General features: G+C 50.7%; 8 protein-coding genes. 4 read left to right on the top strand and 4 right to left on the bottom strand.

Annotated features, from left to right (window positions below; translation table 11 throughout):
* Window positions 1–208 precede the first annotated feature (208 nt).
* Window positions 209–2,380, top strand: coding sequence for an alpha-N-acetylglucosaminidase (locus B5F25_RS10520; RefSeq protein WP_087249469.1), 2,172 nt, complete (start codon window positions 209–211; stop codon window positions 2,378–2,380).
* A gap of 28 nt (window positions 2,381–2,408) precedes the next feature.
* Here the strand turns inward: B5F25_RS10520 and B5F25_RS21720 are convergent, their stop codons facing one another.
* Window positions 2,409–2,579, bottom strand: a complete 171-nt coding sequence (locus B5F25_RS21720; protein WP_162608482.1) for a hypothetical protein — start codon at window positions 2,577–2,579, stop codon at window positions 2,409–2,411.
* Window positions 2,580–2,687: 108 nt separating this feature from the next.
* Between B5F25_RS21720 and B5F25_RS10515 the strand changes: the two genes are divergently transcribed.
* The 3 genes from B5F25_RS10515 to B5F25_RS10505 all read left to right on the top strand — a co-directional run bounded on the left by B5F25_RS10515 (window position 2,688) and on the right by B5F25_RS10505 (window position 8,005).
* Window positions 2,688–3,758: a heparan-alpha-glucosaminide N-acetyltransferase domain-containing protein gene (locus B5F25_RS10515; RefSeq protein WP_087249467.1), complete on the top strand. Its 1,071-nt coding sequence runs from the start codon at window positions 2,688–2,690 to the stop codon at window positions 3,756–3,758.
* Window positions 3,759–3,932: 174 nt separating this feature from the next.
* Window positions 3,933–6,239: a GH92 family glycosyl hydrolase gene (locus B5F25_RS10510; protein WP_206423544.1), complete on the top strand. Its 2,307-nt coding sequence runs from the start codon at window positions 3,933–3,935 to the stop codon at window positions 6,237–6,239.
* Between the two features lie 350 nt (window positions 6,240–6,589).
* The gene (locus B5F25_RS10505) at window positions 6,590–8,005 is read left to right on the top strand and encodes a glycoside hydrolase family 28 protein (protein WP_087212445.1); all 1,416 of its coding nucleotides are present in this window, start codon (window positions 6,590–6,592) and stop codon (window positions 8,003–8,005) included.
* Between the two features lie 202 nt (window positions 8,006–8,207).
* On the opposite strand, the gene B5F25_RS10500 is transcribed toward B5F25_RS10505, so the two are convergent.
* The 3 genes from B5F25_RS10500 to B5F25_RS10490 are packed head-to-tail and all read right to left on the bottom strand — an operon-like array spanning window position 8,208 to window position 15,113.
* Entirely contained in the window at window positions 8,208–9,851 is a 1,644-nt protein-coding gene (locus B5F25_RS10500) for a DUF5123 domain-containing protein (protein ID WP_162614398.1), read from the bottom strand.
* Window positions 9,852–9,876: 25 nt separating this feature from the next.
* Entirely contained in the window at window positions 9,877–11,835 is a 1,959-nt protein-coding gene (locus B5F25_RS10495) for a RagB/SusD family nutrient uptake outer membrane protein (RefSeq protein WP_022040533.1), read from the bottom strand.
* Between the two features lie 23 nt (window positions 11,836–11,858).
* Window positions 11,859–15,113, bottom strand: a complete 3,255-nt coding sequence (locus B5F25_RS10490) for a TonB-dependent receptor (RefSeq protein ID WP_087249463.1) — start codon at window positions 15,111–15,113, stop codon at window positions 11,859–11,861.
* Between the last annotated feature and the right edge of the window lie 660 nt (window positions 15,114–15,773).

The raw sequence follows: 15,773 nt of genomic DNA, 5'->3' as shown, positions 1-15,773 counted from the left end.
TAAATTCCGCAAACATCCCATGTAGGGGCGTATCGCATACGCCCGAATGCGTCAACTAATCCACGTGGATGTTTTCGGGCGTATGCGATACGCCCCTACAGTTTATTGGGAAAATACGGTATCCATATTGCGAAAAGCCCCATGCGGCTTCTTTGTTCATTCGTTCATTTTTATTACATTTGCAAAAACCTATAAACAATGTAATAATATGAAGCTCAGAAACCTCTTGCTGGCAGGCTTGTTGTGCCTGCTTCCCTTCTCTCTTTTTGCAAACCCTATCAAAGGACTATTGGAACGAATCGAACCGGGAGCATCTAAAAAATTCATCATTCAGCTCCAGAAGAACGCAGATACCGACTTCTTCGAATTGGACCAAAAAGGAAACAAAATTGTGGTACGCGGAAACACCTACGTAAACATTGCTTCCGGTCTGAACTGGTACTTGAAATACTATGCCGGCATCCACCTTTCGTGGAACAACATGACGGCAGAACTGCCCGCTTCTCTCCCACCCGTCACCAAGCCCGAACGACATGAAACCAACCTGAGCCTGCGCTACGACTTCAACTATTGCACCTACTCGTATACCATGGCTTTCTGGGACTGGGCACGCTGGGAAAAGGAAATCGACTGGATGGCACTGCACGGCATCAACCTTCCGCTTGCCGCCGTGGGACAGGAATGTGTATGGCGCAACATGCTTGCCAAACTGGGCTACACAAAAGAAGAAACCAACCGCTTCATTGCCGGTCCGGCGTTCCTTGCCTGGTGGGCGATGAATAACCTCGAAGGATGGGGCGGGCCGAATCCCGACAGTTGGTACACGCAGCAGGAAGCCTTGCAAAAGAAAATCCTGAAACGGATGCGCGAATACGGTATCGAGCCGGTACTGCCGGGATACTCGGGCATGGTTCCTCATGACGCTCACCAGAAACTGGGACTGAACGTGACCGAACCGGAATTGTGGAACGGTTTTACCCGTCCGGCATTCTTAATGCCTACCGACAAGCGGTTTGCCGAAATCGCCGCCCTCTATTACGAGGAACAAGAGAAACTCTTCGGCAAAGCCAACTACTATTCAATGGACCCTTTCCACGAATTAGAGAATGCCGGAGAAGTTGATTTCGATGCAGCCGGCAAGGCGGTAATGGATGCGATGAAGCAGGTCAACCCGAAAGCCGTCTGGGTGGTGCAAGGCTGGACCGAGAACCCGCGTCCGGAAATGATGAAAAACCTGAAGAACGGCGACCTGCTTATCCTTGACCTCTTCAGCGAATGCCGTCCCATGTGGGGCATCCCTTCTATTTGGAAGCGCGAGAAAGGATACGAGCAACACGACTGGCTGTTCTGTATGCTGGAGAACTTCGGAGCCAATGTTGGGCTGCACGGGCGCATGGACCAACTGCTGAATAACTTCTACCTTACCAAGAACAACCCGCTTGCCGCCCACCTGAAAGGCATCGGCCTGACCATGGAAGGCAGCGAAAACAATCCGGTGATGTTCGAATTGATGTGCGAATTGCCGTGGCGTCCCGAGAAAATCACTAAGGAAAGCTGGCTGAAAGAGTATCTGGCTGCCCGCTATGGAGCAAAAGACGAAAAGATAGAACAGGCATGGATGATTCTTGCCGACGGCATCTACAACTGTCCCTTCGGAAACAACCAGCAAGGACCTCACGAATCCATCTTCTGCGGACGTCCCAGCATGAACAACTTCCAAGTATCGAGCTGGTCGAAGATGGAAAACTATTACGACCCTACCTCTACCGAGGCCGCCGCACGCCTGATGCTGGAAGTAGCCGACAAATATCGAGGCAACAACAATTTTGAATACGACTTGGTAGACATCGTGCGTCAGGCACTTGCCGACCGTGGACGTATCGTCTACAATCAGGCTATTGCCGACTTCAAGAGTTTCGACAAGCGCAGCTATGCACGCCATTCGAAAGAATTCCTCAACCTTTTGCTGGCACAAGACCGCCTGCTTGCCACCCGTAGCGAATTCCGCGTAGGACGCTGGATAAACCAGGCACGCAGCTTGGGCAACACACCCGAAGAAAAAGACCTGTACGAATGGAACGCCCGTGTGCAAATCACTACATGGGGCAACCGCGAGTGTGCCGACAAAGGCGGCTTGCGCGACTATGCCCACAAGGAATGGAACGGTATCTTGAAGGACTTCTACTACAAGCGTTGGGCGGCATGGTGGGAAATGCTACAAGGCGTATTGGACGGCGGAGAGATGCAGGACATCGACTGGTACGCCATGGAAGAGCCGTGGACCTTGCAGCACAATCCGTACAAGGCTGAAGCGGAAGGCGACTGCATCGACACCGCCCGCGAAGCAATGTCGCTTCTCACCACAGATTACACAGATTAATATAATTGAAACGCAGATTTTTCGCAGATTAAGAAGCTGTTTTGAATTTCTCCAAAAAGTTTTTCTTGGCTTGATGCATCCGTTTTCGTGTGTGCTTTGGGCGATTTTTTGGTCCTTTCCGCTCCTGTTCTTCGTCAGATAGCCCGCTATCTTCCTCATCACAGAAGCGAAAATGCCTCAAAAACTCATCCCAAATCATCGCACGATAAATTCAAAACAGCTTCTAACGCAGAATAGACAGACAAATAAAATGACAATCTGCGAAAATCCGCGTTAATCTGCGTTTCAATTTAATAGAACCATTTATATGAAACAACGGCTTCTCTCTCTCGATGTCCTGCGGGGCATCACCGTATTCGGCATGATTGTGGTCAACAATGCCGGAGGGGAATATTCGTATGATTCCTTGCGGCATTCCGTATGGAACGGACTGACACCGTGCGACCTTGTGTTCCCCTTTTTCCTCTTCATCATGGGAATATCCACTTACATCGCACTACGCAAATTCCAGTTCCAACCCTCTCCTGCCGTCCTACGGAAAATCATGCGGCGTACCCTGCTCATCTTTCTTATCGGCTGGGGCATCTATTGGTTTGAGTTTGCTTGCGAAGGTGACTTTTTCCCTTTCTCCCACATCCGCATCTTAGGCGTTCTTCCGCGTATAGCCTTATGCTACGGCATTGTCTCGCTGCTTGCCCTTTACGTACGCCCCAAAGGACTGGCGTGGATAGCCGGTATCCTGCTGTTAGGCTATGCGCTCCTACTCCAGTGGGGAAACGGTTACGCAATGGATTCTACTAACATCCTTGCCATCTGGGACACTAAGGCCTTGGGTTACGAGCACCTGTACCATAAAAGCCCCGTCGACCCCGAAGGGCTGACCAGCACCCTCGCTGCCATCGCCCACACGATTATCGGTTTTCTCTGCGGACGGCTGATTATGGAGACGCAAGACTTAGGACAGAAAATTGTGAAGCTTTTCGTTGCCGGATTCCTGCTGGCTGCTGCCGGATTCCTGCTAGTGGAATGGTTGCCGCTAAACAAGCGCATCTGGTCGCCCAGCTATGCCCTCGCCACGTGTGGAATGGCGGCGATGCTCCAGGCTACGCTGCTTTACTTCATCGACGCACAAGGGAAGAAACGCTGGTGCCGCATCTTCGAAGTATTCGGGGTCAATCCGCTCTTCCTCTACGTGCTGAGCGAGCTGACCGCAGTGGTGCTCAACGTCACGGAGTGCAAGCCCGCCGTCTACGGAGCCATCCACAGTGTCATCGGCAATCCTTATGTAGCCTCCGCCGTCTACTCCCTGCTCTTCGTGAGCGTAATGGGAGCCATCGGATATCCGTTGTACAAGAAAAAGATATATATTAAAATATAAGGAGTTAGAAGGAGTTAAAGGAGTTATCACTCCGCTTCGCTCCGTTAGGAGTTAAAAGACAATACCGTTGCAAATGTGAGCCATAACAAGACTATTGGCTTTTAACTCCTAAGCCCGCTAAAGCGGGCGATAACTCCTCTAACTCCTTCTAACTCCCTAAAAAACATCAACGCCATGAAACGATTCAACCCCAACAGCCTTTGGGTTTTGCTGCTGACGGCATTCCTGCCGTCATGCACATCCCCAACTATTCCGGACAGATTGAGCTGTATCGACACCCGTGTGGGAACAGCAGCCAGCACCACCCGCACAGCCGGCATGTTCGGCAAGCATACCGAAGAATACGGACAGACATTGCCTGCCGTGCTCGAACCGAACGGCATGAATTTCTGGACACCGCAGACGCAAGACACCGAACAGAAGTGCATCGCTCCTTATTATTATCGCGACTCCCTGTTTCAAGGCTTCCGCAACTCGCACTGGATTGTAGGAGGCTGTACGCAGGATTATGGTTCGATGACCCTTGCGGCACTGAGCGGCACGCTGCGCTGCACTCCCGAAGCACGCGCCACACGCTTCTCGCACGACAATGAGACCGCAACCCCCTCCTACTACGCCATAACCCTGCCCGACGAGCACCTGAAGGCGGAAATGACCGGACGCTCGCGTGCCGCTATCTTCCGCTTCACTTACGAACAAAAAGGCAACGCCTACTTAGTGGTCAACCCCAACAGCGACGAGGGCGAAGGCTACATCGAAATCGATACGTTGAACCGACGCATCTACGGCTACAACCCCGTGCACCGCATCTACCAAGGCTGGGGCGAAGCGGCAGGCTACAGCGGACACTTCGTCATCGAATACCAGAACCAGTCCACCGCCTTCGGCACTTTCCGTGGCGACAGCCTCTTCGCTAATCAGACCCACATCCAGTCGGGACAAGGCATCGGCGTGTACGTGCAGTTCGCCGTGACGGAGGGCGAAACGCTGCTGGTGAAAGCCGCCTCATCGTTCACCGACCGCGAAGGCGCCCTGCGCAACCTCGCCGCCGAAATCCCGCACTGGGACTTCGACCGCACGCGCCAGGAGCTTTCCGACATCTGGGAGCGGCACCTGGCAAGCATCCAGGTAAAGACCGGTGACGAGACCGCCCGGCGGAAGTTCTACACCGCCCTCTACCACGCCTCGTTCCTGCCCCGCGCCTTCAGCGATGCAGACGGACGCTACCCTTCGTTCGCCACCGGCAAGCCCATCCGCCAATTGCCTGAGGGTGAGACTTATTACGAAGACTACAGCCTATGGGATACCTACCGCGCCCTGCATCCGCTCCTTAACCTGCTCTACCCCACCCGCGCCGGACAGATGATGCAATCGCTCGTGCATAAATACGAAGAAGGCGGCTGGCTCCCCATCTTCCCCTGCTGGAACAGCTATACGGCGGCGATGATAGGCGACCACTGCATTGCCGCACTGGGCGACGCCTACGTGAAGGGCATCGGCGGATTCGATATCCGTAAGGCATACGAGGGAATGCGCCGCAATGCCTTCGAAAGCCCCTCTACGCACGAAGAATACATCAATGGCATGGGCAGACGAGCCTTGCCTTCATACCTCCGGTATGGCTACATCCCGCTGGAAGACAGTGTACCCGATGCTTTCCACAAACGCGAACAGGTGTCGCGCACGCTGGAGTACGCCTACGATGATTTCGTGCTGGCGCAAGTGGCGGAACGCCTGGGAAAGACAAAGGATTATGAGACCCTGATGCGCCGTGCGCAGAACTACCGCAACGTCATCGACCCCCGCACCGGATACGCGCAGGGGCGGCACGCCGACGGCACTTTCCTCGCCGAGGACAACGCTTTCCGTTTCGCCCCGTTCATCACCGAAGGCGCGCCCTGCCACTACACGTGGTACGTGCCCCACGACCCCTACGGCCTCATGGAATGCATGGGAGGCGAGGAAGCATACGTGGCGAAGCTCGACTCGATGTTCAGCCAAGGGCGTTACTGGCACGGCAACGAGCCTTGCCACCAAGTGGCGTTCATGTTCAACTACGCCCGCCAGCCGTGGAAGACGCAACGCGCCGTGCGCCACATCCTACAGACCGAATACCTCGACGCGCCCGGCGGCCTTTCGGGCAACGACGATGCCGGGCAGATGTCGGCATGGTACGTCTTCGCCGCCCTCGGCTTCTATCCCGTCTGCCCCGGTACGCCCTACTATGCTCTGGCAAGTCCTTCATTCCAGGAAGCCGTGCTGACGTTGGAAAACGGAAACACATTCCGCCTCCTGGCACCCGAAGCCTCTGCTGAGAACATCTACATCCAACGCGTCACCCTCGACGGCAAGCCTTATACCAAGAACTACATCACCCACGAAGACATCCTTCGGGGCGGCACCATGGAGTTCGAAATGGGTCCGGAGCCTGTTCCCGGCTGGGGAAACAAGCCGGAAGACTGTCCGCCAAGAGCCTTCTGAGAGGTAGAAAATGCGAGGCGAGGGGTCGCCGCGCATTTTCCGACACCCCGAAGGTCTCCGGCGAGGGTCCGGCGCGCATTTCTATAGTGATTTAAGTAAGTATGCAAAATAAAAAATAAAATGATATTATCAGAAACACAGATTTTCGCAGATTAGCGCAGATTACTTTAATTTACGATTTGACAATTTACTATTCGAGCATTAAATCGTACTTCATAAATCGAAAAATAGTAAATCAAAAGAATCCGCGCTAATCTGCGTTAATCTGCGTTTCTGAGCTGACACATTATATAAACTAATTCTCAACATCTACTTATAACCGAATTATTCACCTAAAAACCAATTTTGATATGACTGGAATCTTTAAGACAAACCGACTGCTGCTTTTCGTGCTGGGCATCTGCCTCCTCGGTTCGTGCCAGACGAAGCAAACCAATGTGTACAATATCCTGGACTACGGAGCCACGGGCGATGGCACCACCGACGATGCCCCAGCCCTGCAACGCGCCATTGACGCCTGCTCGAAGGCAGGAGGCGGCACGGTGCTCGTCCCTGCCGGACATACCTTCTTGTGCAGCCCCTTCCGGCTCGCCTCGTATGTCGACCTGCATCTTGAACCCAATTCGTGCCTGCTGGCGAACCCTGACGAGAGCGCCTACACCGAAAGCGCATTCGGCGAAAACCGGGGCGAAGGGATGATGTGGATTAGCGGCAAAGGACTGAAAAACGTGTCCATCACCGGAACGGGAACCATCGACGGCAACGGCGTGGCATTCATGGGCAAGGAACTGGAAGACTCGTACGAACTGAAGCCCGTGACCGACTTCGACCCGCGCCCGCACGTGCTGACACTGACGGATGTCGAGAAGCTGGTCATCCGTGACGTGACCATCCGCAACAGTGCCTACTGGACCGTACATCTCATCGGCTGCCGTGACGCTTCGATAGACGGCATCAGCATTCTGAACAACCTGAAAATCCGCAACGGCGACGGCATCGACGTGGACCATTCGAAAGACGTGCGCATCGCGAACTGTTTCATCGAGTCGGGCGACGACTGCATCTGCCTGAAGAACCGCCGCGAATTCGAGCAATACGGTCCCTGCGAGGATGTAGTGGTGAGCAACTGCACAATGACCTCGCGCTCGTGCGCCATCAAGATAGGGTCTGAAAACATGGACAGCATCCGCCGCGTGCTCTTCACCAACTGCATCATCAAGGACAGCAACCGAGGCATCGGCATCCAGAACCGCGACGAGGGTACGGTGACCGACGTGACGTTCTCGAACATGATAGTGGACTGCCGCTTCTTCTCCGACGTGTGGTGGGGAAAGGCTGAAGCCATTTACGTCACCTCCTACCCCCGCGCCGTAGGCAACCACAAGGATGCCGGCTGGCGTTTCCCGAAAGGAGCGACAAAAGGCGCATGCGGCGAGGTGAGCCACATCTACTTCCATAATATCCGCTGTACGAGCGAAAACGGGGCGTTTGTAGGCGGCGACACACCCGAAAAGGTAAACCACATCTACTTCGACCAAGTGTCGCTCTCGCTGCAAAAAAAGACCGCCTACGAGGGTGGTATCTACGACAAGCGTCCGTGCGACGGCGAGGGCTTCGTGCGTGGCAACACGTACGGCTTCTACATCGACACGGCTTCGGACATCCGGCTGCAGTCGTGCAACGTAGCATGGGGCACTCCCCGCCCTGACCATGCGGCAGACAATGTGAAAACGGTCAATGCCACGGGAGTGAAGGTGATGCCGTAAGCACCGTCAAGTTATACCTAAAGTTTCCGAAAACACGAATGCCCGTATTGGCAATCACAAACGCTTACATCAGCAAATGTAAACGCTTGTATCGGCCAATACGGGCATCTGTATAAGAAGCCAAAAAGAGGCGGTGCATGATGTACCGCCTCTTTTTATTGAAAAAACATATCAAAATTCAGCCTACGGCTGTTTGTCCTTTTTACTCGGTAAACCAACGCGGGTCGCCGATGCCGTTCAACTCATCCAGCAAGAGCGTGAAGTCGCCGTTTTCCGGATCGGTAAACACTTCTGCAGAAGTCGCTTCAGGCGAAGTCACATCTACATCGAAGTCATTGCTGCTGAACACGCCGTCAGTAGTCTTGAAAGAGTTGACAACCGTAACCGTGCCATCGGTACGGATGCCTCGTCCCGGAGTCAGACCGAAGAGAGTATTTTCTACGTTGACATTCGTGCTGTTTCCATTCGCATCTACCAGGTAACGGCTGGCGTTGTTCGGTGCATTATAGAAGGTCACTCCGTTGAAATTCACTTCTGACAAGGCACATTTGCCTGCCTGGATAAAGTTATGCCCTACATTACTGAACGTAGAATTTGTTACGTTGATAGCACCAATGGTATACGCTGCATTGTCCACACGGAATACGGCATAGCCACCTGAACCGATGTTGGTAACCACACAATTGTCAATCGTGATAGCGTTGAAAGTCACAGCATCCGAAGCCTGCAGACGTACGATGCTTCTGTTCATGTTATCTATCATACAGTTAGTCAGCGTAAAGTCGCCGATAGCGGCACCGTTGCTTTCGTTTACCAGATACTGGCAGCCGTCGTCTACAATCGTCACTCCCTCGAAACGGATATATCCGTGCGTACCTCCGATTTCAAGCGACTTCTGGAAACTCAGCACAGGACGTTCGCCCGGTAATGCAAAGAACGTAACAGACATGCCTTCAGGTATTGCCAGCCCAGTCGCTTCGCCTGTCTCCTCATCTACTCCATGTACCTCCATCGCAGCACCGCCCGGAATACCCAGCGTCAGGCTGTAGCTTGATGCGCCTCCGGCAGCGGCTTGCGCCTGTGCAGCGAGGTCGTCAATCAGCACTTGGTCAATCAGCGTAACGCCTTCTTCCAGCGAGATCTTCAAGTCAGCGTCAGGCATCGGCGGTGTAGTGGTAGCACCGATTTCGCCACGCTTCGTCGTTCCATTATAGATAACAAACCAATATTCGGTCTGCGATTCCAGCCCGCTGATGGTGCATGCGCTTGCCGCGCGGTCGTCTGCTGTTATCTGATAGGTTTGAAGAGCCGGTTCACCGGCATCGAAATCCTCCTCAGAAGCGTACACGTCAATATGTGTAACCTCGGCATCAGCCAGCCAAGTCAGGCGCACCGTGCTTTCAGTCAAGTCTGCCGATGCCACAGAATTGAAAATCTGTTCACCATCGGTTTCAAACGAACGGCGGTCCCCATCTTCGAAATAACTCCACAATGAAGGAGGCGTACCATTATTCGAGAAAGCTTTCATACGGAGAAAATAAGTAGTTTCACCGGTCAGCCCTTCCAGGATGTAAGGCGATTCGCGTACCGTATCAATCCGGGAACCTTGATGATAGTCTTCTTGATAAAGACTGTCTGTACTCAGTTCCAGGATGTAATAATCCACGCTTGAAAGACGGTCGAAAGTTACTTCGGCTGTAGTTGCCATAGCCGAAACCTGTATGTCCTGTGCCCCGAACAGACGGTTATAGCTGCTGTCGGTGCCCCAGTCATTGTCATCCACGCAGGCGGTCATTCCTGCAGAAAGAAGACCTGCCATGAATAGATATTTATAGTTGGTTTTCATATTCATATCATTTTAAAATTGGAGATTAATTAAATCCGTAAGAGTTCTTCAAGTGCCCGTTAGAATCGTTGATAGTCGTGGTATGAATAGGCCACACGTGACGGTTAACCACCGGTCCGGCAGCACCTTGGAAACCAGCATATTTATCGTAGCTGATAAGGCCGCTGCTGATGTAATTGAGCGCATCGTACGTGCTGTTGTCATCAGGAATCACCCCGTCTTTCTTCACATTGCCCCAGAAGCTGACGCTCTTATAATCGTTGGTACTCTCCGGTTCTTCATACCAGCATACACTGGAATAGTCTACCAGATACCAAGGGTCGGCACCTGCACTTTCCTTATAATACAGGTCTGCCACATACTCATCATTTTCAATGGCGTGTTTGTAAGAATCAAGCATTTCCACGGTCTTATCTATCAGCAATCCCCAGCGGATAAGGTCGTACTTACGTACAGCTTCACCTGCCAACTCCCAAGCACGTTCATCCACGATAGCGTCGAAGAACGACTCCTTACTTCCGGCTGCCTGGGCTACGTATTGTGAAACCTTTTCGGCATTCCCGTTAAAGGCACGGCTGCGCACTTCTGCCAGAGCTTCCATAGCCGACTTACCACATGTCCCGCTACCGTTAGGCCCGTAAAGTTCGTTTACCACTTCGGCATACATCAGCAATACGTCAGAATAACGCATCACTACCCAGTTGATGCCATAACCGGTCTTTGTACTTACAGCAGCATTTTGGGCACGCCACTCTTCCGTCATCTTACGTACATCCCATTTTGCCACATAAATGCCGAAAGGAGCATTCGTAAAGGTCTGCGTAGCAGTCACATCACGCAATTCGTACGGTGCACAAGTTATGTCACGGCGCACATCTTCCGGATCGAACGACATAAAGAAAGGAGCAGTCAGCTTCACTTTTCCTGATGAATTGCTGAAGCCAAACGGGCTACCCGCCGTATTGATACGCACACCTGCCGTATACCCCATCTCACCTGAATAATTCAGTCCGTGTGCCACTTCGAAGATGTTCTCGTAATACGTCTGGTCCAGCGTCAACTGGTTGATGCGATACCATTCATCTTCATAACTGGGATTCAGTTGGTGTCTGCCACTGGTGATGATGGCATCCAAGCAGTTCAAGGCAAGTTCATACAGTTCGCGGCGTTTCTCATCACCCGGGCGCATCGTCGGATAAGTAGGGTCACTGTATCCCAACTGGCCTTCACGCTTCTCGCTCAGGTTTACATAACCTTCTTTGGGTGTCTCACGGATGGCATAACCGGCTTCAGCCAATGCAATGCGGGCAGCCAGTCCGTATGCGAAACCTTTGGTACAATGCTCAGAAGTATAACCTGCCTCTCCTACCCACGGCAACAATTCGGCAGCTTCCTGCAAATCCACCAGCAGAGAGTCCATGATGACATCACGGTCGGTCTTTTCCAAATAAAGATTGGAACCGTCACTTTTGGTGGATTCCATCTTCATGGGCACATCACCGTAATGCTTGATTAAGTCGAAATACACCATGGCACGCAAGGTAAGCGCTTCACCCAAATAGTAACGCATGTTTTCATTTTCACGGATTTCGGAACCGCGTATGCCCTCGATAACCAAATTGGCATTCTCGATAATCTCGAACATTTCGCTCCAGTTATTTGCCAAACGGTTCCAATTGGGAGCATTGTAGCTGCAAAGACCGCGTTCGGAATCTGCCGTAGTAGTTTCTTGCGTCAAGGCATCTACCAGTTCAATGTCGCTGTTGGTAGAAAAGTTCAACGGAATACGGCATCCGTAAGTGTGGTCTAACACAAGTCCGGCATATACTTTGTTCAAAGCTTGTTGGGTATATCCTTCCGTATTGTATACCGTTTCGGGAAACATTTCAGAAGGAGACGTCTGGTCCAAGAAGTCGGAACAAGATGTCAATGTTGTGGCAAAGGCCAAGCCTGCCAGTGCCCATGTCTTATATATATTTTTCATATTTCAATCCTTTTTTCAGGTTTTTAGAATGTAACGTTGATACCTCCAACAATAGAGAAGCTCTTGGGATAAGCCGCATAATCCACACCCGGAGTCATCGGAGTGCTGGTACAGCAATCCACTTCAGGGTCTACTCCCGAATAACCTGTAAAGCAGAACAAGTTATATCCTGTAGCATAGATGCGTACATTTTGCATCAGCATCTTCTGGCTCCATGCTTTCGGCAAGGTATAACCGATAGAAACGGTCTGCAAGCGCAAGAAAGACGCATCTTCCACATCCCAGCTGGTAAGGGGACGTCCGGTTACGGTAGCCGGGTTATAAATAGACTTTCCGCTGTTCACGCCATTGATATAGTCATAATAAGCCTGTTCGCCATGAGCGGCAATGTAGTCATTGGCAAAATTACGGTTCATCATATTTTCGCCTGTAACGGGGTCTACGCGCGACCAACGGTTGGCCATTGTAAAGTTATTGTTCACATTATAGTGTTGGCGTGAGCCTTCATAATAACTTGAAGCGGCTTTTGTTCCGTTGATGATTTGACCTCCCAATTGATAATTAAAGAATACCGTAAAGTCAAAGTTCTTCAGAAAACGGCCGTTCAGTCCGAAACCACCAATCACGGGCTGAATGGTATTGCCCAAACGGACTTTATCATTGGCATCGATAACACCGTCGTTATTCACGTCTTTCAGCTTCATCGAACCCGGTTCCAATGAACCTGTTACAGTACCTAATCCATGAGTTACAGGATTTCCTTCCGCGTCTGTACGGATTGCCCATCCCGTGCCGTTCCATTGCAAATCATCGGTTGTATACACACCATCGTAAATATAGCCGTATACTTCACCCAGCCGTCCGCCTTCTTCCAGATAGAATTCTTCCTGACTGATAACACCCGAACCAGACCAACGGCTGCTTTCCCAAGTAGCCCCGCCAGGATACTTGTCAATCTTGCCACGGTTATATGCAATGTTGAAGCTGAAGTTCAATCCCCAGTCGTTTTTATCGGCAATCACAATGTCCGTCATAAACTCGATACCCCTGTTAGAAGTCTGCCCTACATTCTGATACTGATAACTGTATCCGGAAGCCCCCGGAAGCGTCTGGCGCATCAGCAAGTCTTTTGTCGTATTCCAATAAGCATCGATGCTACCGGTTATGCGGCTATTGAAGAAACCAAAGTCAATACCGATGTTGCGGGTTATGGTAGTTTCCCATTTCAAGTCAGGATTAGAAAGCATGTCACCGCGTTGCAACATCGAAGCTGCCGATTCACCGAAATAAATGGTACGGTCGCTCGTGCTACCCAGCGAATAAGTCGTATACATGTATTTGGCATCAATGCGGTTGTTACCTGCTGTACCGAACGAAAGACGGAGTTTCAGGTTGGAAAGCCAGTCGCTCGCTTTTTTCATGAATGATTCTTCGCTAATGCGCCATGCTAAAGCTACAGAGGGGAATACGCCCCAACGGTTGCCGTCGGTGAATTTGCTGGAACCATCGGCACGGACCGTAGCGGTCAGCAAATAACGGTCAAGCAATGAATAGTTGATACGTCCGAAGAAAGAAGAAGTATTATCCTTAATACCAATATAAGTTTCAGTGGGCAATGCCGTTCCGTTACCCATAGAGGCAAGCACCTGGTCTACCGTATTGTCGGTCGGGAAGCCTACCGAAGTCATATTGGTATCATCATACCATGAACTGGTCATTTCCTGACCAATCATTACGTTAAACTTATCTTGTTTTGCCAACAGGTTCTTATGGTCGTATGTCACCGTATTCGCCAAACGCCATTCCTTTTGGACACGCTTGGTCAGATATGCCTGAGGCTGACCAGAATAACCGAACTTCGAATTGGCGGTAGCTTTGGCTTCCCACACCTGGTCCGTGTTATTATAACGCCATCCGTATCCGTATTCCGAACGGAATTTCAAGCCTTCTATCGGCTCCCATGTCAGGCTGGCATTGGCATTGTTCTGCAGACGGGTCTGCTTCTTATAAGTCGCGTTAATACGTTCCAACGGAGTAAAATCCGTATTACCGGTATCCTCGTCCACAAAATCTTCCGAAAGACGGGTTATCGGACGATAGATGGTACTGCGCGCCACGATTGAGTATGCCTTACTGCTCTCCTGTGTATCAGCACCACCACTCAAACCGTCAATTTCCGTATACGAGAAACGGTCGTTCAAGTCAAGCGTCAACCACTTGTTCAACTTGGTCTGCAACTTTACGGTAATATTGTTACGTGCATAGCCCGACCCGATCATGACGCTCTTTTCGTCATTGCGTGAATAGCTGACCGCATATTTGGTTTCTTTCGTACCGCCGTTTACACTCACGTTGTATTGCTGCTGGTTACCCGTACGTCCGAAAAGCTCTTCCTGATAGTTAGTCCCTTCTACCGATTTCCAGATGTCCAAATCCTGATACAAACCGTAATTCGTTCCGTCCTGGTTCAGTTCCTGCTGGTACATCACATACTCATACGGGCTTAACACACCTACTTCGCCTACCCGCTTGCGTATACCGAAAGATGCACCGAAATTGACTTGCGGCTTCCCTTCGTGTCCGGACTTCGTAGTAATGATAATAACACCATTGGCTCCTTTAGCACCGTAAATAGCGGTAGAAGAAGCGTCCTTTAACACATCGATGCTTTCGATATCTGCCGAAGCGATATCACTGATACTGCTTACCGGAAATCCGTCCACAATATATAAAGGAGAGTTATCCTGCGACAAAGAACCACCTCCACGCACACGGATTTTCACTTCAGCATCGGGAGATCCTTCCGTGGTTGTGATAGATACACCCGGCATCTTACCAGTCAATGCTTCCGACACATTGTTTACAGGTACGGCTGCCAATTGTTCCGCGTCAACCGAAGCGATTGAACCGGTCAAGTCCCTCTTTGACATTGTTCCGTATCCGATTACCACCACTTCGTCCAGCAGCTGGGCATCGTCTGCCAATGTAATGTTAAATGTAGTTTGGTCATCCACCTTGATTTCCTGAGTAGCATACCCGATATACGACACCACCAGCGTACTTCCTGCTTTCACGTTCGGAATAGAAAACTTACCGTCGAAATCGGTAATCGCTCCCGCAGTAGTACCTTTCACTAATACGCTTACTCCAATCAGCGGCTCACCCGTGCCGTCTACAACCGTACCGGTCACCGTCTTTCCCTGAGCAAACATAACGAGACACAGCATAGCCAGCAATAGCGTAGCTCCTGCCCTACGAACTAAATTTGCTAAATCCATAAACTAAATATTAAGTTGAGTATTAAAAATAAATCCAGTCCTTGCGTCTACTCTGAAAGGACACGAAGAGAAAATATCTTGGAAGAAAGTGCATTCTCCCCCTTTTATCTGTCCGCATGTGCCTTTCATAATAGTAGGCTTAACTTCGTTCCACATTTGGGTAACAAAATTATAGCAAATATTATGAAAGAAGGTGAAATAGTTGGTTATTTGTGTGGAAAAATTAATTTAAAAAGAGCAGAATCAGATAGATATTCCACACACTTGTACTCCTAGATACGATTGTGCCCTGCCAAGAATACATTTTTATTACCGCACGGTTCCCTCCGCACGAGAGGCCGTCCGAAACGCAACTAGTTTCATAAGCCTATGAAGCTAGTTGCAATGCCCAATGCAGCCATATCCATCAGCCACCGGATAAGCTTCATTTCGACTGGCATTTTGAGGACATTCATTCAGAAACTGTTTTGAATTTATCGCCCAAAGCACACACGAAAATGAGAAGCTGTTTTGAATTTATCGCCCAAAGCACACACGAAAATGAGAAGCTGTTTTGAATTTATCGTGCGATGATTTGGGATGAGTTTTTGAGGCATTTTCGCTTCTGTGATGAGGAAGATAGCGGGCTATCTGACGAAGAACAGGAGCGAAAAGGACCAA

The organism is Bacteroides sp. An19 (genome assembly GCF_002160215.1).
Taxonomy (GTDB): domain Bacteria; phylum Bacteroidota; class Bacteroidia; order Bacteroidales; family Bacteroidaceae; genus Phocaeicola; species Phocaeicola intestinalis.
This window is presented reverse-complemented; position numbering and strand designations above follow the sequence as displayed.